This is a genomic window from Undibacterium sp. 5I1 (assembly GCF_034314085.1).
In the GTDB taxonomy this organism is placed as follows: Bacteria; Pseudomonadota; Gammaproteobacteria; order Burkholderiales; family Burkholderiaceae_D; genus Undibacterium.
Genome location: NZ_JAVIWI010000001.1, coordinates 1,201,271 through 1,225,625, shown reverse-complemented (window position 1 = coordinate 1,225,625; position 24,355 = coordinate 1,201,271). Strand labels below are relative to the sequence as shown.

General features: G+C 49.3%; 30 protein-coding genes. 5 read left to right on the top strand and 25 right to left on the bottom strand.

Going from position 1 to position 24,355, the window contains the following annotated elements; translation table 11 throughout:
- Nucleotides 1-118 precede the first annotated feature (118 nt).
- Complete coding sequence (gene nadB, locus RGU72_RS05520; RefSeq protein WP_322118778.1) at nucleotides 119-1,723, top strand: L-aspartate oxidase; 1,605 nt, start codon at nucleotides 119-121, stop codon at nucleotides 1,721-1,723.
- Between the two features lie 189 nt (nucleotides 1,724-1,912).
- Here nadB and nadC read toward each other — a convergent pair whose 3' ends face one another.
- The 16 genes from nadC to RGU72_RS05440 all read right to left on the bottom strand — a co-directional run bounded on the left by nadC (nucleotide 1,913) and on the right by RGU72_RS05440 (nucleotide 14,167).
- Nucleotides 1,913-2,788: a carboxylating nicotinate-nucleotide diphosphorylase gene (nadC, locus tag RGU72_RS05515; protein WP_322118777.1), complete on the bottom strand. Its 876-nt coding sequence runs from the start codon at nucleotides 2,786-2,788 to the stop codon at nucleotides 1,913-1,915.
- On the bottom strand, nucleotides 2,785-3,918 hold the full coding sequence (nadA, locus tag RGU72_RS05510) for a quinolinate synthase NadA (protein ID WP_416200101.1): 1,134 nt from the start codon (nucleotides 3,916-3,918) through the stop codon (nucleotides 2,785-2,787). Before nadA ends, nadC begins: the two co-directional genes overlap by 4 nt.
- 925 nt (nucleotides 3,919-4,843) lie before the next feature.
- On the bottom strand, nucleotides 4,844-7,816 hold the full coding sequence (locus RGU72_RS05505) for a DUF927 domain-containing protein (RefSeq protein WP_322118776.1): 2,973 nt from the start codon (nucleotides 7,814-7,816) through the stop codon (nucleotides 4,844-4,846).
- Between the two features lie 78 nt (nucleotides 7,817-7,894).
- Nucleotides 7,895-8,272: a hypothetical protein gene (locus RGU72_RS05500; RefSeq protein WP_322118775.1), complete on the bottom strand. Its 378-nt coding sequence runs from the start codon at nucleotides 8,270-8,272 to the stop codon at nucleotides 7,895-7,897.
- A complete protein-coding gene (locus tag RGU72_RS05495) occupies nucleotides 8,265-8,573 on the bottom strand; it encodes a hypothetical protein (protein ID WP_322118774.1) in 309 nt (102 codons plus the stop codon). Before RGU72_RS05495 ends, RGU72_RS05500 begins: the two co-directional genes overlap by 8 nt.
- Nucleotides 8,574-8,852: 279 nt before the next feature.
- On the bottom strand, nucleotides 8,853-9,245 hold the full coding sequence (locus RGU72_RS05490; RefSeq protein WP_322118773.1) for a hypothetical protein: 393 nt from the start codon (nucleotides 9,243-9,245) through the stop codon (nucleotides 8,853-8,855).
- Complete coding sequence (locus RGU72_RS05485) at nucleotides 9,242-9,535, bottom strand: hypothetical protein (RefSeq protein WP_322118772.1); 294 nt, start codon at nucleotides 9,533-9,535, stop codon at nucleotides 9,242-9,244. The genes RGU72_RS05490 and RGU72_RS05485 overlap by 4 nt, the downstream gene beginning before the upstream one ends.
- The gene (locus RGU72_RS05480) at nucleotides 9,532-9,738 is read right to left on the bottom strand and encodes a helix-turn-helix transcriptional regulator (protein WP_322118771.1); all 207 of its coding nucleotides are present in this window, start codon (nucleotides 9,736-9,738) and stop codon (nucleotides 9,532-9,534) included. Before RGU72_RS05480 ends, RGU72_RS05485 begins: the two co-directional genes overlap by 4 nt.
- Before the next feature lie 107 nt (nucleotides 9,739-9,845).
- The gene (locus RGU72_RS05475; RefSeq protein WP_322118770.1) at nucleotides 9,846-10,613 is read right to left on the bottom strand and encodes a hypothetical protein; all 768 of its coding nucleotides are present in this window, start codon (nucleotides 10,611-10,613) and stop codon (nucleotides 9,846-9,848) included.
- Between the two features lie 12 nt (nucleotides 10,614-10,625).
- Nucleotides 10,626-10,916, bottom strand: a complete 291-nt coding sequence (locus RGU72_RS05470) for a helix-turn-helix domain-containing protein (RefSeq protein WP_322118769.1) — start codon at nucleotides 10,914-10,916, stop codon at nucleotides 10,626-10,628.
- 6 nt (nucleotides 10,917-10,922) lie between these two features.
- Nucleotides 10,923-11,207, bottom strand: coding sequence for a helix-turn-helix domain-containing protein (locus RGU72_RS05465; protein ID WP_322118768.1), 285 nt, complete (start codon nucleotides 11,205-11,207; stop codon nucleotides 10,923-10,925).
- Nucleotides 11,200-11,529: a transcriptional regulator gene (locus tag RGU72_RS05460; RefSeq protein ID WP_322118767.1), complete on the bottom strand. Its 330-nt coding sequence runs from the start codon at nucleotides 11,527-11,529 to the stop codon at nucleotides 11,200-11,202. Before RGU72_RS05460 ends, RGU72_RS05465 begins: the two co-directional genes overlap by 8 nt.
- Nucleotides 11,519-11,659, bottom strand: coding sequence for a hypothetical protein (locus RGU72_RS05455; protein WP_322118766.1), 141 nt, complete (start codon nucleotides 11,657-11,659; stop codon nucleotides 11,519-11,521). The genes RGU72_RS05460 and RGU72_RS05455 overlap by 11 nt, the downstream gene beginning before the upstream one ends.
- 506 nt (nucleotides 11,660-12,165) lie before the next feature.
- Entirely contained in the window at nucleotides 12,166-12,732 is a 567-nt protein-coding gene (locus tag RGU72_RS05450) for a site-specific integrase (protein ID WP_322118765.1), read from the bottom strand.
- 114 nt (nucleotides 12,733-12,846) lie between these two features.
- Nucleotides 12,847-13,437 carry an Arm DNA-binding domain-containing protein gene (locus tag RGU72_RS05445; protein ID WP_322118764.1) on the bottom strand — a complete coding sequence of 197 codons (591 nt, stop codon included), beginning with the start codon at nucleotides 13,435-13,437 and terminating at the stop codon, nucleotides 12,847-12,849.
- Between the two features lie 391 nt (nucleotides 13,438-13,828).
- The gene (locus RGU72_RS05440; protein WP_322118763.1) at nucleotides 13,829-14,167 is read right to left on the bottom strand and encodes a hypothetical protein; all 339 of its coding nucleotides are present in this window, start codon (nucleotides 14,165-14,167) and stop codon (nucleotides 13,829-13,831) included.
- A 191-nt stretch (nucleotides 14,168-14,358) separates the two neighbouring features.
- Between RGU72_RS05440 and RGU72_RS05435 the strand changes: the two genes are divergently transcribed.
- From RGU72_RS05435 to RGU72_RS05420, 4 genes are read left to right on the top strand one after another with little or no spacing between them, the layout of a single operon-like run.
- Nucleotides 14,359-14,601 carry a hypothetical protein gene (locus RGU72_RS05435; RefSeq protein ID WP_322118762.1) on the top strand — a complete coding sequence of 81 codons (243 nt, stop codon included), beginning with the start codon at nucleotides 14,359-14,361 and terminating at the stop codon, nucleotides 14,599-14,601.
- Nucleotides 14,602-14,640: 39 nt separating this feature from the next.
- Nucleotides 14,641-14,895: a hypothetical protein gene (locus RGU72_RS05430; protein ID WP_322118761.1), complete on the top strand. Its 255-nt coding sequence runs from the start codon at nucleotides 14,641-14,643 to the stop codon at nucleotides 14,893-14,895.
- Complete coding sequence (locus tag RGU72_RS05425) at nucleotides 14,892-15,122, top strand: hypothetical protein (RefSeq protein WP_322118760.1); 231 nt, start codon at nucleotides 14,892-14,894, stop codon at nucleotides 15,120-15,122. The genes RGU72_RS05430 and RGU72_RS05425 overlap by 4 nt, the downstream gene beginning before the upstream one ends.
- Complete coding sequence (locus tag RGU72_RS05420; RefSeq protein WP_322118759.1) at nucleotides 15,119-15,337, top strand: helix-turn-helix transcriptional regulator; 219 nt, start codon at nucleotides 15,119-15,121, stop codon at nucleotides 15,335-15,337. The genes RGU72_RS05425 and RGU72_RS05420 overlap by 4 nt, the downstream gene beginning before the upstream one ends.
- Nucleotides 15,338-15,374: 37 nt before the next feature.
- Here the strand turns inward: RGU72_RS05420 and RGU72_RS05415 are convergent, their stop codons facing one another.
- From RGU72_RS05415 to RGU72_RS05375, 9 genes are all read right to left on the bottom strand, one after another.
- Nucleotides 15,375-15,626 carry a hypothetical protein gene (locus RGU72_RS05415; protein ID WP_322118758.1) on the bottom strand — a complete coding sequence of 84 codons (252 nt, stop codon included), beginning with the start codon at nucleotides 15,624-15,626 and terminating at the stop codon, nucleotides 15,375-15,377.
- Between the two features lie 142 nt (nucleotides 15,627-15,768).
- Nucleotides 15,769-16,182, bottom strand: coding sequence for a hypothetical protein (locus tag RGU72_RS05410; protein WP_322118757.1), 414 nt, complete (start codon nucleotides 16,180-16,182; stop codon nucleotides 15,769-15,771).
- The gene (locus RGU72_RS05405; RefSeq protein ID WP_322118756.1) at nucleotides 16,175-16,657 is read right to left on the bottom strand and encodes a glycoside hydrolase family 108 protein; all 483 of its coding nucleotides are present in this window, start codon (nucleotides 16,655-16,657) and stop codon (nucleotides 16,175-16,177) included. Before RGU72_RS05405 ends, RGU72_RS05410 begins: the two co-directional genes overlap by 8 nt.
- Nucleotides 16,654-16,821 carry a hypothetical protein gene (locus RGU72_RS05400; protein WP_322118755.1) on the bottom strand — a complete coding sequence of 56 codons (168 nt, stop codon included), beginning with the start codon at nucleotides 16,819-16,821 and terminating at the stop codon, nucleotides 16,654-16,656. Before RGU72_RS05400 ends, RGU72_RS05405 begins: the two co-directional genes overlap by 4 nt.
- 70 nt (nucleotides 16,822-16,891) lie before the next feature.
- Entirely contained in the window at nucleotides 16,892-17,455 is a 564-nt protein-coding gene (locus RGU72_RS05395) for a hypothetical protein (RefSeq protein WP_322118754.1), read from the bottom strand.
- 8 nt (nucleotides 17,456-17,463) lie between these two features.
- The gene (locus tag RGU72_RS05390; protein ID WP_322118753.1) at nucleotides 17,464-18,591 is read right to left on the bottom strand and encodes a hypothetical protein; all 1,128 of its coding nucleotides are present in this window, start codon (nucleotides 18,589-18,591) and stop codon (nucleotides 17,464-17,466) included.
- Nucleotides 18,592-18,601: 10 nt separating this feature from the next.
- Nucleotides 18,602-19,042 carry a hypothetical protein gene (locus RGU72_RS05385; protein WP_322118752.1) on the bottom strand — a complete coding sequence of 147 codons (441 nt, stop codon included), beginning with the start codon at nucleotides 19,040-19,042 and terminating at the stop codon, nucleotides 18,602-18,604.
- Complete coding sequence (locus RGU72_RS05380; protein ID WP_322118751.1) at nucleotides 19,039-20,031, bottom strand: hypothetical protein; 993 nt, start codon at nucleotides 20,029-20,031, stop codon at nucleotides 19,039-19,041. The genes RGU72_RS05385 and RGU72_RS05380 overlap by 4 nt, the downstream gene beginning before the upstream one ends.
- The gene (locus RGU72_RS05375; protein ID WP_322118750.1) at nucleotides 20,032-24,348 is read right to left on the bottom strand and encodes a phage tail protein; all 4,317 of its coding nucleotides are present in this window, start codon (nucleotides 24,346-24,348) and stop codon (nucleotides 20,032-20,034) included. It lies immediately after the preceding gene.
- Between the last annotated feature and the right edge of the window lie 7 nt (nucleotides 24,349-24,355).

The window sequence follows — 24,355 nt, the reverse complement described above, 5'->3', positions numbered from 1 at the left end:
CGCAAAAAAACAACCCGCTTTATCCCGATAACTAAATTCGATAAATTCAACATGGTGAGTTTAGTTAAGATATTTTTTAGTGCAGTACAAGCTAGTGCTTGAATTAACGGTCATCCAAATGAAATTTGACGTCGCAATTGTAGGTAGTGGCTTAGCAGGTTTATCAGTCGCGCTTCATCTCGCTAAGACCCGCAAAGTTGCGGTGATTTCTAAGCGTGCTTTACTCGATGGTGCCAGTGACTGGGCACAAGGTGGTATTGCCGCCGTCCTGGATTCGCACGACAGTCACGAGCAGCATATTTCAGATACGCTGATCGCTGGCGGTGGTTTGTGTGATGAAGGTGCAACCCGTTACATCATTGAACACGGACGCGAAGCAATTGATTGGCTCATCGAACAAGGTGTGCCATTTACGCGTGACGACGATGCTGAATTAGGCTTCCACCTGACGCGCGAAGGCGGTCACAGTCAACGACGGATTATTCATGCTGCTGACTCCACAGGCCATGCCGTACAACAGACACTGGAACAAAAAGTTCGGGCGCATCCGAACATCAGTTTGTTTGAACATCATTACGCGATCGACGTAATCACCTCAGCCAAGCTGGGAGAAACATCGGCGACACCGCGCTGTTTAGGCTTGTACGTGCAAGATGTCAAAACGGGTAAAGTCCACACCTTTGAGGCGCCACACACAGTCATGGCGACGGGCGGCGCTGGCAAAGTATATTTGTATACAACCAATCCAGACACCGCGACGGGGGATGGCATTGCGATGGCATGGCGTGCTGGATGTCGCGTAGCGAATATGGAGTTTATGCAATTCCATCCGACCTGTTTATATCATCCGTATGCCAAATCATTTCTGATCACTGAAGCGGTACGCGGTGAAGGTGGCATCTTAAAGTTGCCAGCAGAGGCAGGTGCCAGCGCAGGTGCGCGCTTTATGCTAGATCATGATAGCCGGGCAGAACTCGCACCGCGCGATGTGGTCGCAAGAGCGATCGATTTCGAAATGAAAAAACGTGGTTTAGATTTTGTAGAGCTCGATATCACGCATAAATCACCGGAATTTTTAGAAGAACACTTCCCAATGATTTATGCCCGCTGCCTGGAATTGGGTATCGACATTACTAAGCAAGCCATTCCCGTGGTACCTGCAGTACATTTCACCTGCGGCGGGATTGTGACCGATACGACCGGCAGAACAGATTTGCCTGGTTTATACGCCGTAGGAGAGACCGCCTACACCGGTCTGCATGGCGCCAATCGATTAGCCAGCAATTCCTTGTTGGAATGCCTGGTTATCGGCAAAGCTGCGGCGCAAGACATCGCGGCACAAGAATTACGACCGTCTCTCAACTTACCGGCATGGGACGAAAGCCGTGTATCGGATGCAGACGAAGAAGTCGTCATCGCTCACAACTGGGACGAACTGCGTCGCTTTATGTGGAATTATGTCGGCATCGTTCGCACCACTAAACGACTGGAGCGCGCAAAACACCGGATACGTTTATTGAAAGAAGAAATCGATGAGTATTACGCTAATTTCCGCATTACAAATAATTTGCTGGAACTGCGCAATCTGGTTGATGTCGCCTCGCTGATCGTGAATAGCGCACTGTCTCGCCGCGAAAGCCGCGGCCTGCATTTTAGTCGTGATTATCCGGACACTTTACCGAAAGCCTTGCCTACCGTGCTATCGCCTAAACGGAAAAAATAACAAAGCTCACCGGATAAAAAAGCGCCGCAAGTTCGTATCAAAACGAATTTGCGGCGCTTTTTTTGCAAAAATAAATCTAAAGCATAAAACCAATAAATTAATACTCCCACCCAGTAATTAAAATTGTTCAAGTAGTCTCTGGGCAATAAGGGTATTTTTTTAAAAATAAGGGGGAGTATAGGCAATAAGTTAGATAATTCTCAAAGAATAATCAATAGCCTTGATATCTTTTGTCAGGCTACCAATCGAAATCCTGTCAACACCGGTTTCAGCAATCGCCCTCACAGAACTTTTATCGACGCCACCAGATGCTTCCAACAATGCGCGTCCGGCATTCAGATTGACTGCATCACGCATCATGTCAGTCGTAAAGTTATCCAATAGAATCGACGTTGCTCCCGCTTTTAGCGCGAGTTTGAGCTGATCTAGCGTTTCCACCTCGATTTGTATGCTGACATCCGCCTGCAAGGCGTGAGCAGCCTGCATCGCAGCCTCAATGCCGCCGGCTGCTGCGATGTGATTTTCTTTAATCAGAATCCCATCATACAAAGCCAGACGCTGATTCTGACCGCCACCAACACGCACTGCATATTTTTGAGCCAGACGCAAACCAGGTAAGGTTTTTCGGGTATCCAAAATCGCTGCGGCTGTGCCTTCAATGATTCGCACATAGTCACGTGTTGCCATAGCCACGCCAGATAGCAATTGCAAAAAATTGAGTGCGCTGCGCTCGGCAGTCAATAACGCCCGGGCTGGCGCTGTGATCTTACAGACCAGACTATTCGGAAGCATCAACGCCCCCTCCTCTGCCATCCACACAATCTTAATTCTTGCATCCAGGCGCTCCATCACAGCATCAAACCACGGCGCACCGCACAAAACAGCTTCTTCGCGCACAATTACTTGGGCTTGCACTAACTGCTGGTCTGGCACCAGTAAGCCCGTCAGATCACCGGTACCGACGTCTTCCGCCAAGGCTGTGCTGATATTGCGCTCAAAGGCTGCCATCAAGTCCGCATCGAATGGCTCGAACGGATTTTTAAGATTACTTATTGAATGAGTCATGCTGGACCTATACCCGAAAATAGTTTTTGCTCTTGAGCCAAATCAGCGCCCGGGCGCACATTCGCTTTTTTCGCTGCTGCAAAATCAAGCATACGGTCGATACACAATTTGGCTTTTACACTCACGGCAGGATCGACCAGAATTTCGTTATTCCCTTGCTCTAATACTTGCAATAAATTACGCAGGCCATTCATTGCCATCCAAGGACAGTGCGCGCAACTCTTACAGGTAGCACTATTACCCGCAGTTGGAGCGACGATGAATTTTTTCCCAGGGGCTGCCATCTGCATTTTATGCAAAATACCGTTATCTGTTGCCACGATAAACTCAGTAGCGTCCATGGTTTTCGCTGCATGGATCATTTGCGAGGTAGAGCCGACCATATCCGCTAATGCCACGACTGCAGCAGGTGACTCTGGATGGACTAAGACCTTGGCATCAGGATGCTCTGCCTTCAATATATCCAGCTCAATGCCTTTAAATTCGTCGTGCACCAGACACGAACCCTGCCACAGCAACATATCAGCACCGGTTTGTTTTTGAATATACGAACCCAAATGCTTATCAGGAGCCCATAGAATTTTTTTACCCTGCGCATGCAGATGCGCGACGATATCCAAACCAATACTCGAAGTCACCATCCAATCCGCACGCGCCTTCACCGCAGCACTGGTATTGGCATACACGACGACAGTACGATCAGGATGCGCATCACAAAATGCTGCAAACTCACCCGCAGGACAGCCAAGATCCAGCGAGCATGTTGCATCCAGATCGGGCATTAAGATCGTTTTTTCAGGGCTCAGTATTTTGGCGGTTTCGCCCATGAACTTAACGCCAGCGACTATCAAAGTCTTTGCTGAGTGATCACGCCCAAAACGCGCCATCTCTAAAGAGTCAGAAACACAACCACCAGTTTCTTCAGCAAGGTCTTGCAAGTCAGCATCGACATAATAATGCGCTACCAAAACCGCTTCTTTCTCACGCAATAGCTGCTTGATGCGCGACTTCAATATTTCTTTTTCTGCCAAGCCAGGAGCCTCAGGTATACGAGCCCAGGCAGCAGCCGTGCAACTCGTCCCCAAGTCCATCTGCGGGCGCTCAAATTCAATGACTTTGGTTGCTTCCATCTCTATTCTCATCAAGGTGAAAAACTCAGTCTAGCAGTTATAAAAAAACCCGTGCTTCTGAAACCAGAAGACGGGTCGTTTTATTACAGATTAATTTGGTCGAGGCCGGAATAGAAGTCTTACAAAAAACCCTTATAAATCAATGACATTGCATTTTGGAAATTCGCAAGTACCGTCACTAGTACCGTCAAAACGAAATGCTACCCCTGATTTATTGCCTATTTGACCTCAAAAACCGCTTAGTCTGCGTTAATAAAAAAACCGTGGCGATGATATCGTAAAACTGTTGCTTTGTGAGATTGTCTTGATTTTGGGTTTGCGCTTAGCTACTTACGTTGGTTTGTTTAAATGTTGCTTTATAACAAATACATGGCATACCCCCCACCCTCAAAACATGCGTGCACAAAAATACTGTTACAAGCCGGTCTTGCTTTTGAAATTGCTTAGGGATTGCACCGCCCCTCCCGTCACGCCAATCTACCTACATGCACCCGCACTAGGCTTTTGATCTGCAAACCCGCATGATATTGACATCTAAAATCACGCCAGAAGATCATTGGCTTACCTGTGCATTAAATCTCGCTAGCTTACTTTTTTGGTGTTACGGTGTTACAGAGGGCATCAATTCTCTTGAAAGCCTTACTGGTATTGACTCTTAGCGTAACACCTCGAAGGTGTTACAGAATAAAAAAAGGTGTTACAGGTGTTACACGTACTTCTTATTCTGAATTAATTTACTAAAAATGAATATAAACGATATCAAAGTTAAAACAAAAAAGACATTCATTGCACTAAGACCATGTTTATTGGTATTGATACAATGAATGTCTGATTTTTACCGCGCAATGGGGACTCACCCACCACACCCCAAAAGCCGCGCCGCCGGTCGCTACGCTGTTTTGTGAGGCGGTTTGTTAAGTATCAATCAAGCATACAGTTCCCCCAGCTTTTCGCTTGATACTTTGTAATACCGATTCGTCGTGCCAGCATATCGAAAAGTTTTGCTACTCTTGCCATCTTTACCTAGCTCTAGCACACCGGCTGCAACTAGCTTGGCTGTTACCGCTCTGGCATCATAGCCCTTGCAGATTTCGTCCTTAAATACTTTGGGATCGATAAAGTATTCAACCGTTGCCCCGTCTGATTCGTCTGGGTGTACTTTATCGCCATACTCTTTGTGATGGTCTGTATTGCTGTCAATCGGATTGCCGCCCTTGCTGACCATGCGCCTAAAACCTGCTTGGTTAATGATCTTAGGTGCATGGTCATCCATTTCTCTATGCTTCCAGCCAAACCGCGCACCACCATGAACGCGGATAAAATCAGGTAGCAAAGACAACATGCGGTCATGCTCCAGATCACCAGCGCCGCCGCGACTGGCAAGCCAATCATTAAAACAAGTGATTGCCGCCTCTTTTGCCTCCCCCGTTGACCAGCCTGTAATACCTCTTGCGGTCGCTAACTCGCCAGCCACACCGACTAGCGCAAACCGCATAGCGACTCTTGATACTTGGCCGTGGGCGTCTTTTGGGCAAATCACTTTCATGTAATCGCTTATCTCCTGTTCCAAGATAGAACGCAAACCCGTTGATTGCGATACTGCCCACTCGATGAAGGTCAATCCTGCAACACCGTAATACTGCTGCGCCATCTTGACTAAGTGAGCTGACAAGGCCGCACCACCTGCAAAATCATGGGTAGTGTCATACACACCTAAACCCTTACCAGCATCGGCGTTAATATGCACCATCCTGACATCATGCCCACCTTTGATGGTCTTACCGGCCTCTGCCATGTGGGTTGATAAGGGTATCTCGCCATCGCTTACAAACAGTAGCCGCCATGTGGCAATGCGCTTTGCGGTAGCGTTCTGTGTAGCTCGCCCTTTTCCAGCTTCATTGCCTAGCATGTACACCACATTGCCGACTGTCTTAGGGTCTGCTTGCGCCAGTTCATCGAGTATGAGCAATGCATCAGAGTATTGCTGCGCCGTTGGCTCTAACGCATTGTCAGTCGCCCGCCAGCTCTTTTTATAATCCACACCACCAAAGACCGAACCGGCAATAATTACCGCCGTACTTTTTCCGGTAGAACTATCGCCCCAAATATGGAAACCACCGCTAGGCACGTTGCCATGATGAAGCAAAATAGAAGCAAATGCGGTAGACACAAAAAACAACATGCGGGAATTGCCACGGCAATGCACTCCGATATTGGCTTGCCATTCTTTTAACGTGCCACGCTGTTTGAATGGCGACACTGCGCCGCCCACTGTCTGAAACAGTACCTGCTCGTCGCCATCACCAATCGTTTTGTCAGGCATCACATACACATCACCATGCCAGCCAGTACGGTCAACACAGCGCACACGGTTGCTTACATCGGCTGTTTGTATGTACGTGGTCAAATGATTTTTTACCTTGAGGCCAGGTTCAATCATCAAGCCCATTGAGAGTAAATCAGCGCGGTATTGTGTACCGTCACCGGACAACATTTTTGCTGGCATCGACCATCGTTTTTTATGCCCGTCTGGGTCGTTAAATTCCAATAGATAACCCCATTCGCCGTTTGCAGAATCACGTGTCTTCGCAATCACGGCTAAGGCCGAACAGATTTTTAAAGCAGGTAATGGTTCACCCTCATGGAAGTTGTGGAAAAATACGCCCTCACCATTCGGATGATTCATAAAAAATGGCTTCAATGATTGCCCTTCACCGGCGGGTTTGCGGCTGTTGGTTTGGCGCGGCTTGGCAGGCGGTTTTTCTGTGCTTGCCTTGTCAAGTATCAACGGTGTGGCAATCGTTGCTTGTGCGTTGATCTGGTCGGGTTGTGGTGGATTGCTTGTGGCTTCGTTGGTTGTTGGTATCAGTGCTGGTGTCGTTACTGGTATCGGTACTGGCAATTGCATTGCCGTTGCAATTTGTTGTTTAACTTCGTCTATTCCAGAGGAATGCATGAGGTCGTTAAAGTCGTTACCGCCGTATTGAAAGCCTGTGGGTTTGCACCACACTCCATTCACCAATGATGCCGCCTCGGTCGCTGCGGCTACGCCTGTATTCTTGCCCGTGGTGCGTTCTGTTTCGCTGTCGTCGTCAGCACAAATGAGCATGCGTTTATCGGGGTAGCACTCTCGCATGATGCCTGCTACCTGCTTGAGATTGTGGGCGCTGAATGCGATCACTACTGCAAACCCCGTAGCTTCATGTAGCGTTGCGGCTGTCGCGTAGCCCTCTGCCACTAACAGCCATTCAGACACCGCCACGTCGCCAATGGTATGAAAGCAGCCAGTCACTTTGCCGCCCTTATAAAAGCGTTTGTCACCGTTAGCAAAGATGCGTTGCAGGTTCCACAGCTTGCCGTGTTGGTCGCGTACTGGAATTAGCACCGTGTGACCAGCTACCGCCTTGGCAAACCCGATGCCGTGGGCAGCTATTTTCTTGTTGGTCAGATAGGGCGATTCACCGTTTGTTACTGCCTTGCCCCACGCGCTGGCGGCACTCTCTGCTGCAAGGGTTTGCAGGCGCTCTGCCTCTGCCTGTTCGTCGTCGTTACGCTGTTGCCGCTCACGTTGCAGGCGCTCTGCCTCTTCTGCTGAAACAGGTGGTGCAGGCTTATGATCTTTGAGATTAAAGCCGCGTTGCTTGGCCTCATACAACAACGTCCCTATACCGATCTTGCCGCCTGCCTTAAAGCCTTTCCAGACTTGTTGAACGGCATCTAGTGCGTAGCTTTCTCCCCGCTGGCTCCATGTGTCAAACAAGTCTAAACCATCGTCCCCAAGCTCTGCCTTGAGTGCCATGCCGATTTTAAGCCACACCTCACGATCATCCGGCGGGATAAAACTGAGCGCGGCTTGTATCGTGTCGCGGCTGGGGCGCTCTTGAAATGCTCCATTCATGATTGACCTCTCAATATTTTAGGCAACAGAAAGCCCTTACTGCCTATAGCAGCTTTAATTTGCATGATGAATGTCCTGTTAGTGGTAGGCGGGTTCGTCGTCGTGACGGGCGCTTTGCGGTGCTGTGTGCATGGCGCGCAATTCTTGCTGTATGCGCCCCAGATAGCCCGCTACAAACGCATCGATGACAGGCTGATCTCTGCCATGAATAGCCACTTCCAAACCAGCAACACGGTGGCCCAAGTTCTCCTGAAAACATGCCAGAGAAGCGGGCAAGTGGGTATGCAAAGCAATGTCTGGATGCTCTTCAAAAAAGATCATCGCGGCATAAGCGCCACAGTCCACTGCAAACTGATAACGGGCATCAATTGCCAATGCCATAGGTGGTAAATGCACACCGGACAAATTAGGTAATGTCGCTTGTTGTAGGAAGGCTGTGTCAGTTGATTTATGCATGACGTAACTCCTCGATGGCAGTCACTTTTTTACGCATCTCGACCACCGTATCATCTAGGGTTTGATAATGCGTATCAGCCAACTGTGCACCCACTTTGGCAAGTCGGGATATGACATCACTGCCAGAGGCTAATTCAGACTGCCCTAACTTGGTAATGGCATTTAATATCGCCATGAGGTCACCGACGGCAGATTGTCCAAACTCAGCCATACACAGGGCATCATAGCTGCGGTCTAAGGCTAGCTGTTTAAAATCGGTTGAGGCTGTTTTGGGTGCTTTGGGTGTGGCGTTGCTAGGCATGATGGCCTCCGTAGGTAGCGGTTAATCCGCGCCCCGCTGTCAAACGGGGTGGGCGGCAAATAGCAGGGTTGACAGACCGGAACCTACAGCATCCGGCAGCCCGAAGGCTCCCCACCATTGCCGACCATAGAAGGCGCAACAAAGGTAGACACACGTAAAAAAACGGCATTGCGCCGTTCGTGCGCTGTAGGTAATTCAAGCTGTCAAACTCGGTCGCATTTTTCTTTGCGACAAGCGAAGAGTAAACCTTGTTTGGCTGGATTGCAAGGGGTCGTTTTTTCATGATGGAAACTTCGCCTTTGCTTTCGCTTGTTCAGCCGCCTTTTGTTCCGCCTTATATTGCAACTCTTCTTGTTTTTTTCTGATGCAGTCGCTCAAGTAATCTCGCTCACTTTCCCATTGTTCATCCATACCCATACAAATAAATCCATCTGGGCATAAAATTGGTGCATTCATCAGATAGCCGTCACCAGCTTCAACGCTGCCACTTAAAAGAATTGCATCTGGAATTAAAAAGTTATACGGGTCTTCTGGGTTATCTTCGATTGCCCATGCAATTACTGGATGGTGGACAATCCCATGTGGTAAATCCCCATTTTCACCATAAGCCAACTCAAGGACAAAATAACCCGGCTGTGCGGTATGAATTGTTTTGTTTTGCTTGAGATTCATTGTGTAGCTCCTTCTATTATCAAATAGCCCAGATCATCAATTACCATCATTTTTTGACCTTGCAGCTTGTAAAAAAACAGTCGCCCTTGGTAGGTAAAAGCAATACCAGAATCAGGTACGGGTTGACCGATTGCACAGGTATCAACCAACAATTGCGCATACAGTTTTGATGCGTATTCAAACAAGGTAGTGGTATCAATGTTCTCTTCGACACACACCTTAGAATGGGTTTGCAGATGCGCGTTAGTAACAGCAATGATGTTGCTGGCGTTAGATAGGATGTTGTTCATTTTGCCGCCCCTTGTGTCAGCTTTTGAATGTAAGCATCGATGTCTGATTCCAGCCAAGCCACAGACTTAGAACCAAGACGAACAGAGGCAGGAAATTCACCTGATTTCATCTTTCGGTACAGCTCAGTTTTGGAACAGGCAACACGATCTAGCACGCTAGGAAGGCGTAGTAGTTTTGAGGAGAGACTGGATTGATTTTGCATATTCGCCCTTGTTGGGTTTGGTAGCGACGGAGTGGCACTACAACAAGGCGAATGGTGGTCTTTCTTACGGGATTAATAAATCCGGTTTACTAAAACAAATTGACCGGTTAACCCGTCTTTTTAAATTCGGCTGCCTCATCTCTGATGGTTTTGTCTACTTTTTCCATGACTTCGATGCAGCGCTCAGCCATGTCAATCGACAAATTAAGATTGATGGTTTCTCCTAGCTCTTCAACGAATTTTGCAAACCATCCGGTTTTAGTTCGTGGTGGAAATTTCCCTTTTTTTCTTCTCCAGTAAAGTCCTAGCTCATTAACGATGACGTCATTTGCATAGTTCTCTGGTCGATAGCCAACGTCTACATGGATGCGATTTGCGGCTGATATCAGAACTTTTTCTAAGTCACTAAGTTGAATCCATGTGTTGAAAAATAGTGAACCTACATGAAGCCCGTATTCCTGTTTTCGCAGCAATTCAAATGGTGGATTCGTCAAATATTTAGCATTCATAAAAGCAAAATCAGCTTGTTGAACTGCCTCACCTTCCAAGGATTTTAGTTGTTGCTTTAGCTTGGTTACAGTATCAGCAATAGCGGCAAGGTCTTTGCGCTGCTGTGCTGGTGTTGCACGTTGAAAAGTGGCTTTTTTACTATGCTTCCACCAATTTAAGCCCTTATTTGCAGAATCCAAAAATGCATTTTTCTCAACGTCGCTAAATTTTTTCGGCCAAATACCATTTAGCGAATTAATCAGGGATGTCCGATTTTTCAGTGTCAAAATATCCTCTATCCAAAAATGTTTATTCAGATCCCATTCAGGAGTTTCTTCATCTGCTGGCAATGGTATCAATTGCCGTGGTTTAATTTTCTTTGGCATAGCGCCGTTTCCTTATCCATGATTTATTCGCTCCAGTTCAACATGCACACGCCGCCCAATAGCGGTTGCAATGTTGACTAGTGCATCAAGTGAGAAGCGAGACACGCGCACACGTAAAAGGTCATTTATACGCGGCTGGGTCACACCGCACTGCTTGGCTGCCTCTGTCTGCGTCCATGCTTTGTCTTTGACGATAGCGGCTATCTGCTGCATCAGTTCTGATCTGGTGCGCATATTAGCGGCTTGCTCTGGTGTGTCTGCTATAGCATCCCAAACGCTGGCGCGGGTGTCTGTAGTGAGCATGTCTAATTAGCCAGCGGCTAATTCTTGCAAATATTCTGGGTGGCGCTGTGCGATAGTCAGCAAGGTTTGCGCCGCCCCTGAGGGTTTGCGCCTGCCTTGTTCCCATTCCTGTAAGGTGCGCACAGATACGCCTAGCAGTTTGGCAAATGCACTTTGCGACATGCCCACCTTGGCGCGAGCCTCAGACGTTGGCGATAGGGTTACTTGTGTAACTCTTGCCGCTTTTCCCTTCTTCATTTGCCTTACCGACTCCAGAAGATCATTTTGGAATTGCTCCGTTTCCTTATCCATTTGTTACCTCACTCTTTAAATTGGCTAAAAAATGCGCTGGCAGATTATCAAATTTTGCTTTCGCATAAACGATTAATAACCAGATATGTGCATCGTTACTATTAAAATAAATTACCCGTACACCACCACGCTTTCCCATACCGGCGCGGCTCCATCTAACCTTTCGGCAGCCGTCAGAATTTGGTATGACATCGCCAGCCAATGGGTTAACCGCAATCCAGTTAATAAATTCCATGCGCTCAGCTTCAGACCATACTTGATCTGCATAACGTTGGAAAATTTCTGTTTCAGATATTGTATGCATTGCTTGATTATACGTCATAGACGGATTTAATCAATGCGCCGCTGGGTGTGGTGCACCAGAAAACCCGCTCGCGCTTGGTTTCAAACAGTTCCAGCAAGTCCAGCATCAAGCCACCAACTACAAACCTAAGAAAGGTACAACGTGCCACCGGCGTTGCTTTGCAAGGGCAGAGGAAACGCCTAAGAATATCTAGCTGTAACACTACCGTAACACCTTTGTAACACCTATTTATATATAAAGTGTTACAGCAAGAACTAAGCCTAGCCTTACTCTCCAGCCTGTTACCTTGTCTGTAACACCGTAACACCTGCTTTTTGTGTCGGCTAGGATTTTTATTTTATGCATTGCTGTCGCCATCATCTGCTTTGCCCTCTTAGGATAGTTTTATAGCCCCCTGCCAAGTTAGCTCACTAGCGAGAATCCGGGCTCTACGCGCCCGCAGTGCAATGTGCTGAGAAAGTACCTTGGAAATTACTAGAGCGACCAAGCTGAGTTGCCGATCAAAGGAAGGAAGTAGGCTGCTAAAAAACATCTGGGCAAAACTCGGGCTCTACGCGCCCGCAGTCCTAAGCATCAAAAAGGAACCTAGAGATTTTACGCACAGCCATAAAAAAGCCGCTGGTCAGGCGGCTGGTATTGGCTTACTGGTATTGGCTAAGCGGTGCGTATCGGGATGATAATCGCCCCCTTCTTGATCTGGTCAACATAGTCTGCCCATGCCTGCATCATCTTACGCCGGTCTTTTAAATACAGTGCTTTCTGGTATACGCCCTTCACACCGTTTAACTTGTGGGCTAGCTGCTTCTCTATCATATTTGTGTCCCAGCCTTGCTCTGCCAACATGGTCGCCGCTGTATGCCTAAACCCATGCGGGTGAATGATGTCACTGCCATACCCTAGTGTCTTAAGGGCTTGGTTGATTGTGATCTCAGATAAGGGGCGCTGTCCTGCCCTCACACCAAATACGTACTCACCCATACCAGTAAGCGGCTGCAAAGCACGTAACTGTGCGACGACTTGTGAGGCAAGCGGGACTATATGATCTATATCAGTCTTGCCGACATGGTAGCGCCACTCACATGCATCAAGGTTAATGTCCTGCCAGCGTGCCATTCTAAGTTCACCAGGTCGCGTGAACAGCAAGGGCAGCAATCGCAATGCAGCCACAGTCACCGGAGCGCCACCATAGCCCTCTACATCGCGCAAAAGCTGTCCTAGCACGATAGGGTCTGTAATGTGAGAAAAGTTCTTTGATTTATGGGCTTTCAACTGCCCTCTTAAATCAGCTGCGATATCACGCTTGACCAAGGAACCCTCTCTACCAATAGCAAAGCGCTATAGCTGCCCCATCAGTTCACGCACTCGATTAGCGGTTTCAGTCACGGGGTTACCTTGCTTATTTTTTCTATCTTCTATACGGCGCAAACATTTCAATAAATCAGGTGGCTCAATATCAGCCATAGGCAATCTGCCCAAATAAGGGAACAAATCATTTTTTAGATAAGCCATTGCCCGCATCTTGTGACTTTTAGAGGATTCTTTAAACGCCTCATCAACCCAAATCAAAGCGATCTCTTCAAACGAGCCAACAATAGGCAATCCGTCTGATTCTCGCTTGTCGGCTTCCTTTTGCTCCGTTTTTTCAACTTTTGCCGCCCTGCGTGATTCGCTGGGGTCTATACCAGCCATAATTGACGCTATGGCATCGGTACGCTTAGCTCTGGCCGCAGATAGCGACACGTCAGGGTATTTACCAAACGCCAAGGTAAGGCGCTTGTCATTAAAGCGGTAATCCATACGCCAATACTTAGCATCTTGTTTGACCAGCAAATATAAACCGCCGCCATCAGACAATTTATACGGCTTATCTTTAGCCTTGGCATTTCTCAGGGCTGGGTCAGTCAAAGGGGTAATGAGCTTAGGCATGATGGACGATCTCCCTATGAGGATTGATCGAATACCGCCAAAATCTGGCAGTTTTGACGGTATACGGTTTTTACGGTATCGGATTTTTTCCGGTATACCGTCACTGATACCGTCAAAAACGTGGGCTGTCAAGGAATCTGCTGGCACGTCCTGAAACAAAAAAACCGCATTCTCATAGTGAGCGATGCGGTTTTATGTTCTTGCTGGTACTACCTGAAACGTACAATTGGTGCCCGAGGCCGGAAAAGAAACATGTTTATAAACATGAACTTATCAACGCCCCGGGTAAATTTTGGGGAACCATAAAATAAATTAATAAAACCCACTTTTTCCCGTTGTGAAATTATAACGGGAATTGAACCTTGTGGTGAATATAGGAACCATTAGTATCTTATCGACGCTGCTCAGGCGTTGGCGGCAACTCAGTCATACAAAGCCAAGACTGTGCGTAATCAACAACACGGTCAGCGCCCTGCACTCGCTCAAAGCCAGCTAAGACAAATCTTTTTTCTTGCATCCAGACGATGTGCGGCTCAAACAGAAAAATGGATTTTTTATCAGCCAAGTTCGTGTTTGACAATTCTGCGATGCGCACCGTCCGGCGCAATGATTGATCCATTTTGTCAAAGATTGCCAACTCGCCCTTGCTGATGCCCGTGTAGCGATCAAACAACGATTTTTTAGGCACTTCGACCCCGTTGTGTCGCATTCTTATTAAATAGATATTCATGCGTAAGATACTGTATAAATAATCAGTACATTATGCAGGTTTTTTTATTTTCAGATTCGCTCAAATGAATAAATAAAAATAATTCGAATAGTATTTGCGCATTAGTTCAATTTGAACTATTATTCATATATCGACAGCGCATCGCTGAAGAACGACACCATCCGGTAGATGGCTCTCCGAGGAGAATCAAAATGTTCGTAGCAAATATCTCAGGTAAAGAATCCATCAACACATTGGCTGCGTCCATCGGCTGCAAAGCTGGCGAAGCACTCAAAGGCGCTTCTGGTTATGGTCGCCCTGGCTTGATCGGCAATACCTTCCCTATCAAAGATGCCTTGAAAGCGGCTGGCGCTAAATTCGACGGTGAAAACAAGGCTTGGATATTTGAATCTTGGGCAGACTTGGAAGCCGTCCTGAATTCGGTATCGAAATAATCAACCCGCCCGCTTCGGCGGGCTTACTTGGGGAATCTCATGAGTATCGTTATTGACCGCAATCAAAACGTCATCGTCAATCAAGCTGGCCGCGCCCACATTACTGGCTGGGTCGCTGTTGGATTTCATGGAATAGATGATCAAGTTGCCCTTGCGAAGGGCGCCGGATATCAAGCTACGAAGAGTAATAAAACAACCCACATCACCCAGCAGTCTGAGACGCCCGTCTGGGCTGGCAAGAGCGGCGATCTGACGTTGGAATTATTCAAATCTGTAACAGGCTGGACAGCATGACCAACAAGCACTATAACTGGCACCATGCCTGGCATCAAATAGGTAATCGACGTGTGCATGATTCTGGCCTTGCGTTTGAGTTTGATGATGATCTCGGCTGGGTGACTTGCGATGATACCTTTGAAGCTTGGCAAGCATTTGAGTTTGCGCGGGGCGTTCCTCAACATGACTTGCTTGCTCGTTCTATGCGGCTTGCGCGTGAAGCTGCTGAGTGGGTCGCATCATGACTATTGATGATCTTCGCGGTTGGCAATCCCAAATGGGCTACACACAAGCCCAGGCGGCAGAAACGCTTGGTGTTGGCTTGTCAGCATATAAAGACTGGATCAATGGTATGTCGCGCACAACTGGAAAGCCCGTTTCGATTGACAAGCGCACCGGCTTGGCTTGCGCTGCTTTAGTTGCGAATCTGAGCGAATATTCTAAAAATCCAGTTAACTAAAATAATTTTCTTAGTTAACCGGATATTTTTACTTTGCTTAAGCTTTCAGCAATTTCTTGCCAGCGGCAATAGCATTCAGCACAGTCTGGACTTGCGGCCATAACTGTTCCAAATTCAATGTCACCCCTTCGATCTTATTAAAGTTCTCTGAGATAAACACGCGGGCGGCTTCTAGCTTGGCTTGCCCGGTACCGGACTCAGGGAAGGCGGTTTCTGCGATCTTGAATGCGTCGAGGATCAGCGGCATGATCAAGTGGATGGCTTGCAGAAGAATTAATAGTTGTTGCATGTGATGCTCCTAAAAATGGACGAAAAAAAACGCCTCTTGGGCGCGGGTAGGTTGTACTGCTCTTTGGGTACTGCTTTAAAACGTCTTGCACTTGTACTGCAATTGCACGCCGTCGATTGACTGCGCATAATTTTTTACAACGTCAACCGATGTAGGTTGTGTCAAGCCCATCGAGCGGGTCGCCGTTGCGGGCGTGCCGGACAGGCTGCACAGCGGCTGGTTGTTTTGTTGCTGCCACTGCTGGCACTGGCGCTGGGCTTGAATGATCTTCGACTGGAGCTGGATCTGCGGGCTTTGCTGGCAGTAGTCCGGCTCGCGTAGAAGTGGTAGCCGTAAGCACGACGTTAGCAGCGGCAACAATGCCACCACCAATAAGGTTGGCAGTATCGACATCGATCGGCAATGAATGCCCCAGCGATGCAGCGACGTTGACGATAGCGATGATGAGCGCACCCACGACCGTGCCAGTGATCTGGCCAGTTTTCCAAGCTTCGACATTAGCGACCTCGCTACCTTTGCGAAACAGATTGATAAACGCGCCGAGTTTGTCAAACATCATCAGCTCCTATTTTTAAGTTAGCTGCCAGGCGACGCATCCAGCCCTTGCTAAATGTTGGCCAGCCTGCGCAATTAGTCATAAAGATCATGCGCTCGGCAGTGAATCGCATGATCAAGTCATGTGGCTCGATAGCCTTGAATGCAGCCATCGTGTGATCGCCAATCACTCCATCGTCCGCTACGCCAATCGCTTTTTGCAGCGTACGGATTGCCACGCCTGCGCCGCTGTTGACCGCAAAATCTAGGATCTGGTAAGCGACACCCAAAGGCAGATTTTCTAGTTTTAAGCGATCCCAAAAATCACGCTTGTACAACGCGACTGCCTGGTCGCGCGTCAAGTCCTTGATATTTAAATTGGGATAACTTCGCTTTGAGATTCCCCAGTTGGTCTCGCCGCCCGGATCGTTTGGGTTGCTTGTGTAGCCGCCCTCACTTTTTAGCAGCCGGTTAATACTCACTTCAAAATTAGTCATTTATGCCACCCCTGCCCTATCAATGCGATGTACACCAGTCCCGCGAAAGCAAGCGCAACTAAGCCTGCAATCGTCCATTTGCCGAAGATGGCGAACTGCTTATCTAGCCACTCTTGCAGCGCTTCTTTTATTGCCTCTTTCTCTGCTTCTCTGTCGATGGGCATTGGCTTCCTTTAAATAAAAAACCCGCCGAAGCGGGTTGTGATGTGAGTGTTTTTTTGATCAAACACCGGCTTATTCAGACCACGCTACGGCGGCAATTTTCTCGGGTGCATCCGGGTCGGTATCGGCAATCGTTTTCAATGCCCGTTCGCATAAATGACGCTTGCCGATATTGCGCGCGCTGAATTGTTTTAACGCTGATTCATTGGCCAGCACCTTGACCGCTAGCGAAGCCACTGTCTCGCTGCGCGTATCGCCCAGCGCGGTCAGGAATGGGGTGATGGCGTTTGCCGGATCAGCCTGGTACGCGTGAGACTCTGCGATTTGAATGTCCCATGTCTCGCGCTCGGTGATCGGGTACGTCATTTTGACTTGCTCAATCGCCGCCTCGCATTGCGCGTTGATTGCCATGAGGCGATCAAAACGCAGCTGCTGGACAGCTGCCAGATCAATCACCGGCGCGGTGGTCAGCTGCTTGGCCAAGTCCGCCTGCAGCTTTGGCAGCACGCCGTCTAACCATGCTTGCGCATCCGCTTCAGACGTGAAGGGCAAGCCTGTTTGTGGGTTGCCCTCTTGATGTAGCTGGAAGTCCGGCAGATCAACGATGATCACGCCGTTTCTGTTAGTTATCGTCATGATGATCCTTAGATGAATATACGGGCGTCGATGTCCTGACGGATAAAGCCAAACTGGGTGGCGCCAACAGGCGTTTGGCCGAAGTGATACAGCTTGATGATGCCCGCCGTTTGGATTGCCATTACCGGACAAAACGGCACGGCGACACTGGTTGCAGCCCAAATGGCCGACGGCATGGCGACTTGCCATTTACCCAGATACTGTTCTGTGCCTGCGTTCCAGTTTTGGATAACCGCTGTACATTCCAGATACGATCCGGTCGATGCCGACACGTCGTTGCACAAGATCGCCAAGGTGTAATTACTGTTGACGACGGGGTAGTACATAATGTATTTACCCGTTGGCACCATCGCTTTTGCATCAAACAAAATCTTGGGCTTTTTCATCAAACGGATTTTGTCAGGCCACTTCCAAATATAAAATGCGTCCGTGGATTCTGAGTAAGTTGTCGCTGCAATATCGTCAATCGGAAGACTACCAACGCCGTTGGTAAGGTCAACATGGAAGCCACGGTAGTGACCAAAAGGTGTGCTAGTACTGTACTGATACCAAGCCGAATAGGCTGTGCCAGGGTCAGTGGTCAGAGTCGCTGCACCACTCGATAAAATGTACCAGTTACCTGCTTGGCTACGATAATACAAACTACCGTTTGTCCACTTCATCATGTACGCGCCAGATGCAGAATCTGAAAGCACATTCGTCCATGCGCCAACACCTGTGCGCTTCCAAAGCCCGTAATAGCCTGACTTGTTACTGATCGCCCAAATCACACCAGAATTGTCTTCTTGAATCATATCCAAGCCGCGCACTGAATCCTCAGTTGAAAACGTCTCGGTCACCGGATCAAACGACATCGATAACAACCCACTTCCAGAGCTAGGCAGCTGTAAAAACCAACGTGCAGCAGTGACAGTCCATTGAGGATGCCGTCCGCCACCGCCTCCAGAGCGAGTTGTGACAATTGGCACTGAATACGATGTCGAATTAAGATTCATATAGTTCTTAATAAACTCTGCAGTCGTACCCACCACCGATCCATCGCCCTGCGCATTCCATGTGTTTTTAATCGAGCGTATCGTGGGTACCACGCTGGCATTTTGCTGCTCGAGTAAATCTAAAATAACCGCTTCTAACATGATCAAATCCTTAGTTGATATTGGTCACCAGACCATTAGTACGGACGATATTTTTTACAACGGTTGCCAAGACGTTGTTAAGCGCATCGTAAATATTGACTGTGATGGTCGCAATCTGTCCAGCCGTGTTACGCGCATAGTCATGCTGTAATTGATAGCCACTGGCGAAGGTGGTGCGTACGGTCTGGATGATGCCGAACGCATTGCGCGTGATCGTTTGTGCAGAGATCGCGCCGCCGAAGTCCTGCGTGAAGGCGAGCTTTTGCGCGGCAAAATCCGTGGTCGTTTGCGCCCGCTGCTTTTGTATGCCGGGGATGGTAAATGTCCAGCCGTTGCTTAGCGTCAAAGTGACATCGGTGTTTGCCCCCGCGTATTGCGCCAAAAATGCCAGCGATGCGCGGGCGTCCACGCTGGCATTGGTCAGCGCGGTAATCAGTTCTGGCTCTGTCATTGCAGAATCCCCTTAATGAAGAAAACGATATCGGCGAGCGTCGCATCTTGCGTTGCTGGCCCTGTAATGGCCAGCATGTCACCAGCTGCAAACGTGGTGGATGCCGCCACGGTAAAACTGGCAACGGTACCCGCCGCCGCAAACACGATGGTGCCAAACGTCACGCCGTTTTTTGCCATGCTGAACGTAGTGCTGGCAGTGGCGGCGGTGACTGCTTTGCACTGGCTACCCGCCGCACTGATCGGTATTGAGAACGGTCTGGCAGAGATAAACCGTTTAATCACTGCGGATGCCGCTGGCTTGCCGGGTAACCAATCCTCGATCTGCTCTACCATCAGATTATTCATCTGGGTGGTCAGTAGTGTGAGGCTGGCATTGGTGGTTGCCAGTGCGCTGGCGATGTTGTTATCAAAAGCGATCAGTGCTAGGTCTAACGTGCCACTGAGTCCGCTGGTCAGGACGGGATAAGCCGGATCAAGCAACACCGTCGTCACGCCAGAGGCGAAGCTGCTTGACGTGACGGGTGCGTACACCAGCTGGCCAGCGACCGTAAATCGCAGATTAGCACCAGCGATAAACACGCCACGACGATCACCCGTCACGGTGAACGTGGTGGTGTTGACGAAGGCTGGAACATCGCCAGGCGTAATCCACTTATTTGCAATACTCGCTAGCCGCACCGCACCAGATGCCAGCAAGCCAACACTGAGGCGCGATGCCACAGAAGGCATACTGCCCCTTGATGCAATCGTCTCTGACTCCAGCGCAGTGATACGTGCTTTTTGTGTTGTCAGGCCGTGCGCCTCGGTGTCTACCGCATGGGCAATAAAGTCCGTGCGCGATTGCCTGAGTGGCGTTAAGTTATGTGCCAGCTCATCCGCCATGTGCGCGTTTTGTGCATCGTTAAGCGCGCCCAGATTGGTTTGCGTACTCAAAAGCGCATCACCGTAGGTTTGCGCTTTTGCGGGCTTGGTTGGATCAAAAGCCATTTAATATCCTTTCACAAAATAATTAGCCACCAGTGGAAACGTGGACGAATCGGTGTTGAGCGTAAAGCCGCTTTTAGTCACGTTGGTGACCCACATACGCGCCGATAAACTGGGTGTTGCCAGTACGGTGCTGACCACATTAAATTTAGACAAACCAACAAACATCGTGGCGCTGGTCATGCTGGCGCTGCCTGTTTGAGTGAGGTCAGGCACATCTAAGGTGATCGCGCCTGACGTGACGCGCACCCGCGTTAATGGCCCCACGCTCAGGGCTTCTATGACTAGCTTGATGTAGCGCCCGGCAGTGGGTTGGCCTTCGATCACTTCCGCCCAATTAGCTGCTTGTGGCGGGTCGGATGTGATGTATAGCTTGGCTGATAAAAACGCTTGTGGATCTTCCATTTGCAAGCCTGTGTACTCGGCCAGATAATCACCAAGAACGCCTTGGAAGCTAGTACCCGCATCACCGTGAAACTCGACTATCTTTGTCAGTGACGCTTTAATCGTGCCGGTTAAAAACACGCCCAGGTCATACGGTGGTGACTCGTAGTACCCGTTTTTTACGCGCCAGAATCCATCGCGGAACCATGCGCCAGGCACGGTATCGAGCACTGTGCCTAGCGTGGTGTCCAGGTTGTAACCGAACGCATAAAGCGATGCAGAATCGCTGTCCGCAATCGGGAATACCATTTGTGATGGTCCCAGCAAATCTGGCCGCTCTACCGCCGTTGTACCGATGTGGCCAAGGCCAGAGAAGTTGCCTGTGCCGACGCTAATTGGCACGTTGACGATCTCATTTAGCTTGTATAGACCAGTGATGCCAATCGACTTATCAAATGGCGCAGAGACGCGCCCATCAACAGCGACTGCGATGATCCGCACATTCAACGCGTACTTAGGAATCGGTATGCGTAGCTCTGTCGCTGTCTGATGATAGAAGCGGGTCACGCCGCCCTCTTCGATGTAGACCGCGTACTGATCTGCATCCGGTACCGCTGGCCAGACTAACTTCATGTTTGGCTCTTCGATACTCCAATTGACTGAGCCAATCGCCGCCAAGCCTCCGGATGAAAACGAGATCGTCGCTTCTTTGACGGCATACCCACCCGCCACATACACACCATGTACGCGGAAGGTCTTGCCGAGCAAATTGGCAAAGTTCAGATAAAAATTATTCTGCGCGTCAGATACCGCGACCAGCGCCGACTCTGGGAAAGTCGCCGCTGAATAATCCCGCATTTCATAATTTTTAATCGATGCATCCGGCGGTGAATTGACCGTCAAAATAACAGCGCCAGTGTCCGTCAAAGTAAAGGTCATCGCCAGCGCACCCGCTGCTGTGACACTGCCTTGCGGGGCGGTCGTTGTCGCTGGTCCTTTGACGACATACGAGTATGACGGCACGTCGCCTAGTGACTCTTTAGCAGCGTCAGAGTGTGCGTAGTAAGAACCCGCCGCATAGGCCGCTGCGCCACCATCACTGTTGACGTAATACAGCGACCCAGCCGATGTCTCTGACTGCGCCGTTGAGCTGGCGTAGTAGCTAGAATTGCTGGCATTGGTATTAACCAGCACCCCGTTTGCGTAGTACGACGATCCCGCTGCACCGCCATTCACCAGCACGCCGTTTGAATAATACGGCGTGCTTGATGATGACCCGTTGACCAGCACGCCATTGCTGTAGTAAGGCGTATTTGATCCAGTGCCGTTGACCAGAACGCCATTCGAATAATAAGGTGTATTCGACGACGATCCATTGATCAAAACGCCATTGCTGTAATAGGGTATGTTTGATCCGTTCCCATTCACTAATACACCGTTGGAATAATACGGTGTATTCGAATTTGATCCATTGATCAACACCCCATTGCTGTAATACGCAGCGCCAGAATTACTGCCGCTAACCAGAACGCCATTTGAATAATACGCAGCACCGGAAGTAGAGCCGTTGACCAAGACACCATTGCTGTAATAAGGCACATTGACTGATGACTGAAACCACGGATTGGTATTGCTGTAGTACGGCACATCAATCGCGGTACCGGACACCAGGACGCCATTAGCGTAATACGCCACACCGCTAGTATTTTGCGCTGACGTAGTGCCGTTGGCGTAGTACGTGACATTGCCTGCAGGCGTGGTGATCGACGCGCCATTGGCGTAATACAGCACGTTGCTGCCAGCGGATTGCAACGCGCCGGTGCTGGAGTAATACGGCGTGCTGGCTGATGTGCCGGGTATGACTTGGCCGTTAGCGTAGTACGCCACATTGACTGCAGATTGCGCCAACTGACTGGCATTGGCGTAATACGGTACATCCACCGCCGTGCCCACAAATACATCTGACCGCGAGTAATACGGCACATCGACATTGCTACCCACCCACGGATTGCTGGTAGCGTAATAATTGATGCCGGACGATGCACTGGCAACGATATTGGAGTGCGCAGTGTATTGCGAATCCGCAACTGACATCACACTATCATTCGACCGTGCGTAGTACGTCAAGCTGCTTGATGCATCCGCTGCAGTGCTTGAATTGGCGTAGTAATTACCATCTACCGCCGCCGTGCCACTGACACCTGCAGGTGGGGTATAAGCTGCCACATCTGCCAAGCCCTCATAGCCAGATCCATACACATTGTGCGATGTAAATTTAAAGTGCAATTGCTTGCCGATGTAACTGTCTAGCAAATCCTCACTCTTAAATATCGCACCGTCTAGCCTGACAAACCGTTCTGTCGGCATGTGTACTTTTTTGGTGGACGAATACATTGCACGCTGCAAGCCATCCAGCTTATAGCTGTTGGCGTCTACCAGCGTTGAGTTGGTATAGCCAAGGTACTCATCACCGACCAGACATGCTGTTGCACCGACCTTGGCTTCGTCAGAGGTACCGGACAATAAATGTCCGCCGTTACCGACCAGATTTAAATTAAATGTAGATCCGTCGGTTGTGTTTAATGCCGATGTTAAATAGCCATAGCGCGCGCCGGATTCAACTACACCAAAGCGCTTATACGTATTGCCATCTAACGATACCCAGATCGTGCAACCGCCCCACATCGTGGACTGCCCAGTGACCGCGCACCATAGTTGCAGTTTGCCACCAGTGAGTTCGGCTGGTGGTTCAAAAATAATTGGCGGTACGACGTGACCAGGTGCAATGTTGAAATTGGTCTGATACCCAGCCGCCCGCTGGACTTGGTAACGTGCGGCGTTGCACACGTTGTTTGGAAATTCTTCTGCCACCACACTTAACTCACCAACCTCATCCTCTTCAATGCTGATAATGCGGACTGGCGTTTTAATTAAGCCTAAGCCGGGATCAGTCAAGGTGACTAAATCCATCGGCTCTAACAGGCATTTGCTCCAGCCCAATTTAAATTCGTACGTGTTGCGGATGTAAAGCGATCGCTGCAAAAGTAGCTGTGCTACTTGTCTGGCAACGCCTGCATCGCAAATCTCATACGCGTCCATCACGTCACTGGCACGCAATCCATATAACTCGATGTTGGCCTGATCTTGCGCTGGCATGACTTCGTCGTTGTAGCTGTTGTCCCGGTTGTAAAACTTGATCTGGACTTGGTTAAACGCATCGGCATTGGTCGTCCGAGTGACGGTGATTGGATCAGTACCGTCGGCTAAAAAATCGTCGTCGGTCAGATCGTAAATCGGCGTGAGATTCGGCGTATACGTCAAACCATTCGCGGCGGCAGGTACGTCGCCATAAGGGATGATTTTTAACTGTCCTTCTGAATACACTATGCCGGAATTGGTGAGCGTCATGAGACGCGTCAACATCTCATGCGCTGGCGCCTGCTCTAAATAGGCCGGGCTGAAAAATAAATAGTTCGACACGCAATACCGGTGATACATATCCAGATCGCCAAACTTGTCAGCGGGGAACCCAGCGCCATAATGCGGGTTGGTTAAAAAGTCGATCAGAATATCTTTGGGGCAGGCGTCCCGTATCTCGCTAGAAAATCCCGATTGTGTATCGATCTCAAACGCGTGATTCAGCAGCTCTGCATTGTCGCCGAGATCGTAAGCAGCACCCGCGACATAAGCGGTACCGCGATAGCCCAGTGCCTCGGTCGGGTGCGTGGTCTGCACGCTTCCGAAAGGTACTTGCTGATAACTGCCATTGAACAGGCTTAAACCGATTTGCCCCAGTGCGTCGCTTGATCTTGCGCCAACTTTGTATTTGTACGACACCCAGACTTGCTCACCCACTAAGCTGCTGTCTAGCAGCGTGATGACGTTGCCGCTCTGGGTGTAATCACCTGGTCCTAACGTGATGCGACCGCTACCCATATGCTTG

Excerpts from the sequence above, each read along its gene's own strand:
- RGU72_RS05420 (WP_322118759.1), top strand. The coding sequence starts at position 15,119 with ATGACTATTGATGATCTTCGCGGTTGGCAATCCCAAATGGGCTACACA.
- RGU72_RS05385 (WP_322118752.1), bottom strand. The coding sequence starts at position 19,042 with ATGACAGAGCCAGAACTGATTACCGCGCTGACCAATGCCAGCGTGGAC.
- RGU72_RS05490 (WP_322118773.1), bottom strand. The coding sequence starts at position 9,245 with ATGAATCTCAAGCAAAACAAAACAATTCATACCGCACAGCCGGGTTAT.
- nadB (WP_322118778.1), top strand. The coding sequence starts at position 119 with ATGAAATTTGACGTCGCAATTGTAGGTAGTGGCTTAGCAGGTTTATCA.
- RGU72_RS05440 (WP_322118763.1), bottom strand. The coding sequence starts at position 14,167 with ATGAATATCTATTTAATAAGAATGCGACACAACGGGGTCGAAGTGCCT.
- RGU72_RS05475 (WP_322118770.1), bottom strand. The coding sequence starts at position 10,613 with ATGCCAAAGAAAATTAAACCACGGCAATTGATACCATTGCCAGCAGAT.
- RGU72_RS05390 (WP_322118753.1), bottom strand. The coding sequence starts at position 18,591 with ATGTTAGAAGCGGTTATTTTAGATTTACTCGAGCAGCAAAATGCCAGC.
- RGU72_RS05395 (WP_322118754.1), bottom strand. The coding sequence starts at position 17,455 with ATGACGATAACTAACAGAAACGGCGTGATCATCGTTGATCTGCCGGAC.
- nadC (WP_322118777.1), bottom strand. The coding sequence starts at position 2,788 with ATGACTCATTCAATAAGTAATCTTAAAAATCCGTTCGAGCCATTCGAT.
- RGU72_RS05415 (WP_322118758.1), bottom strand. The coding sequence starts at position 15,626 with ATGCAACAACTATTAATTCTTCTGCAAGCCATCCACTTGATCATGCCG.
- RGU72_RS05460 (WP_322118767.1), bottom strand. The coding sequence starts at position 11,529 with ATGACGTATAATCAAGCAATGCATACAATATCTGAAACAGAAATTTTC.
- RGU72_RS05375 (WP_322118750.1), bottom strand. The coding sequence starts at position 24,348 with ATGGGTAGCGGTCGCATCACGTTAGGACCAGGTGATTACACCCAGAGC.
- RGU72_RS05435 (WP_322118762.1), top strand. The coding sequence starts at position 14,359 with ATGTTCGTAGCAAATATCTCAGGTAAAGAATCCATCAACACATTGGCT.
- RGU72_RS05505 (WP_322118776.1), bottom strand. The coding sequence starts at position 7,816 with ATGAATGGAGCATTTCAAGAGCGCCCCAGCCGCGACACGATACAAGCC.
- RGU72_RS05465 (WP_322118768.1), bottom strand. The coding sequence starts at position 11,207 with ATGGATAAGGAAACGGAGCAATTCCAAAATGATCTTCTGGAGTCGGTA.
- nadA (WP_416200101.1), bottom strand. The coding sequence starts at position 3,918 with ATGGAAGCAACCAAAGTCATTGAATTTGAGCGCCCGCAGATGGACTTG.
- RGU72_RS05500 (WP_322118775.1), bottom strand. The coding sequence starts at position 8,272 with ATGCATAAATCAACTGACACAGCCTTCCTACAACAAGCGACATTACCT.
- RGU72_RS05445 (WP_322118764.1), bottom strand. The coding sequence starts at position 13,437 with ATGCCTAAGCTCATTACCCCTTTGACTGACCCAGCCCTGAGAAATGCC.
- RGU72_RS05485 (WP_322118772.1), bottom strand. The coding sequence starts at position 9,535 with ATGAACAACATCCTATCTAACGCCAGCAACATCATTGCTGTTACTAAC.
- RGU72_RS05400 (WP_322118755.1), bottom strand. The coding sequence starts at position 16,821 with ATGCCCATCGACAGAGAAGCAGAGAAAGAGGCAATAAAAGAAGCGCTG.
- RGU72_RS05380 (WP_322118751.1), bottom strand. The coding sequence starts at position 20,031 with ATGGCTTTTGATCCAACCAAGCCCGCAAAAGCGCAAACCTACGGTGAT.
- RGU72_RS05430 (WP_322118761.1), top strand. The coding sequence starts at position 14,641 with ATGAGTATCGTTATTGACCGCAATCAAAACGTCATCGTCAATCAAGCT.
- RGU72_RS05470 (WP_322118769.1), bottom strand. The coding sequence starts at position 10,916 with ATGCTCACTACAGACACCCGCGCCAGCGTTTGGGATGCTATAGCAGAC.
- RGU72_RS05425 (WP_322118760.1), top strand. The coding sequence starts at position 14,892 with ATGACCAACAAGCACTATAACTGGCACCATGCCTGGCATCAAATAGGT.
- RGU72_RS05410 (WP_322118757.1), bottom strand. The coding sequence starts at position 16,182 with ATGTTTGACAAACTCGGCGCGTTTATCAATCTGTTTCGCAAAGGTAGC.
- RGU72_RS05480 (WP_322118771.1), bottom strand. The coding sequence starts at position 9,738 with ATGCAAAATCAATCCAGTCTCTCCTCAAAACTACTACGCCTTCCTAGC.
- RGU72_RS05495 (WP_322118774.1), bottom strand. The coding sequence starts at position 8,573 with ATGCCTAGCAACGCCACACCCAAAGCACCCAAAACAGCCTCAACCGAT.
- RGU72_RS05405 (WP_322118756.1), bottom strand. The coding sequence starts at position 16,657 with ATGACTAATTTTGAAGTGAGTATTAACCGGCTGCTAAAAAGTGAGGGC.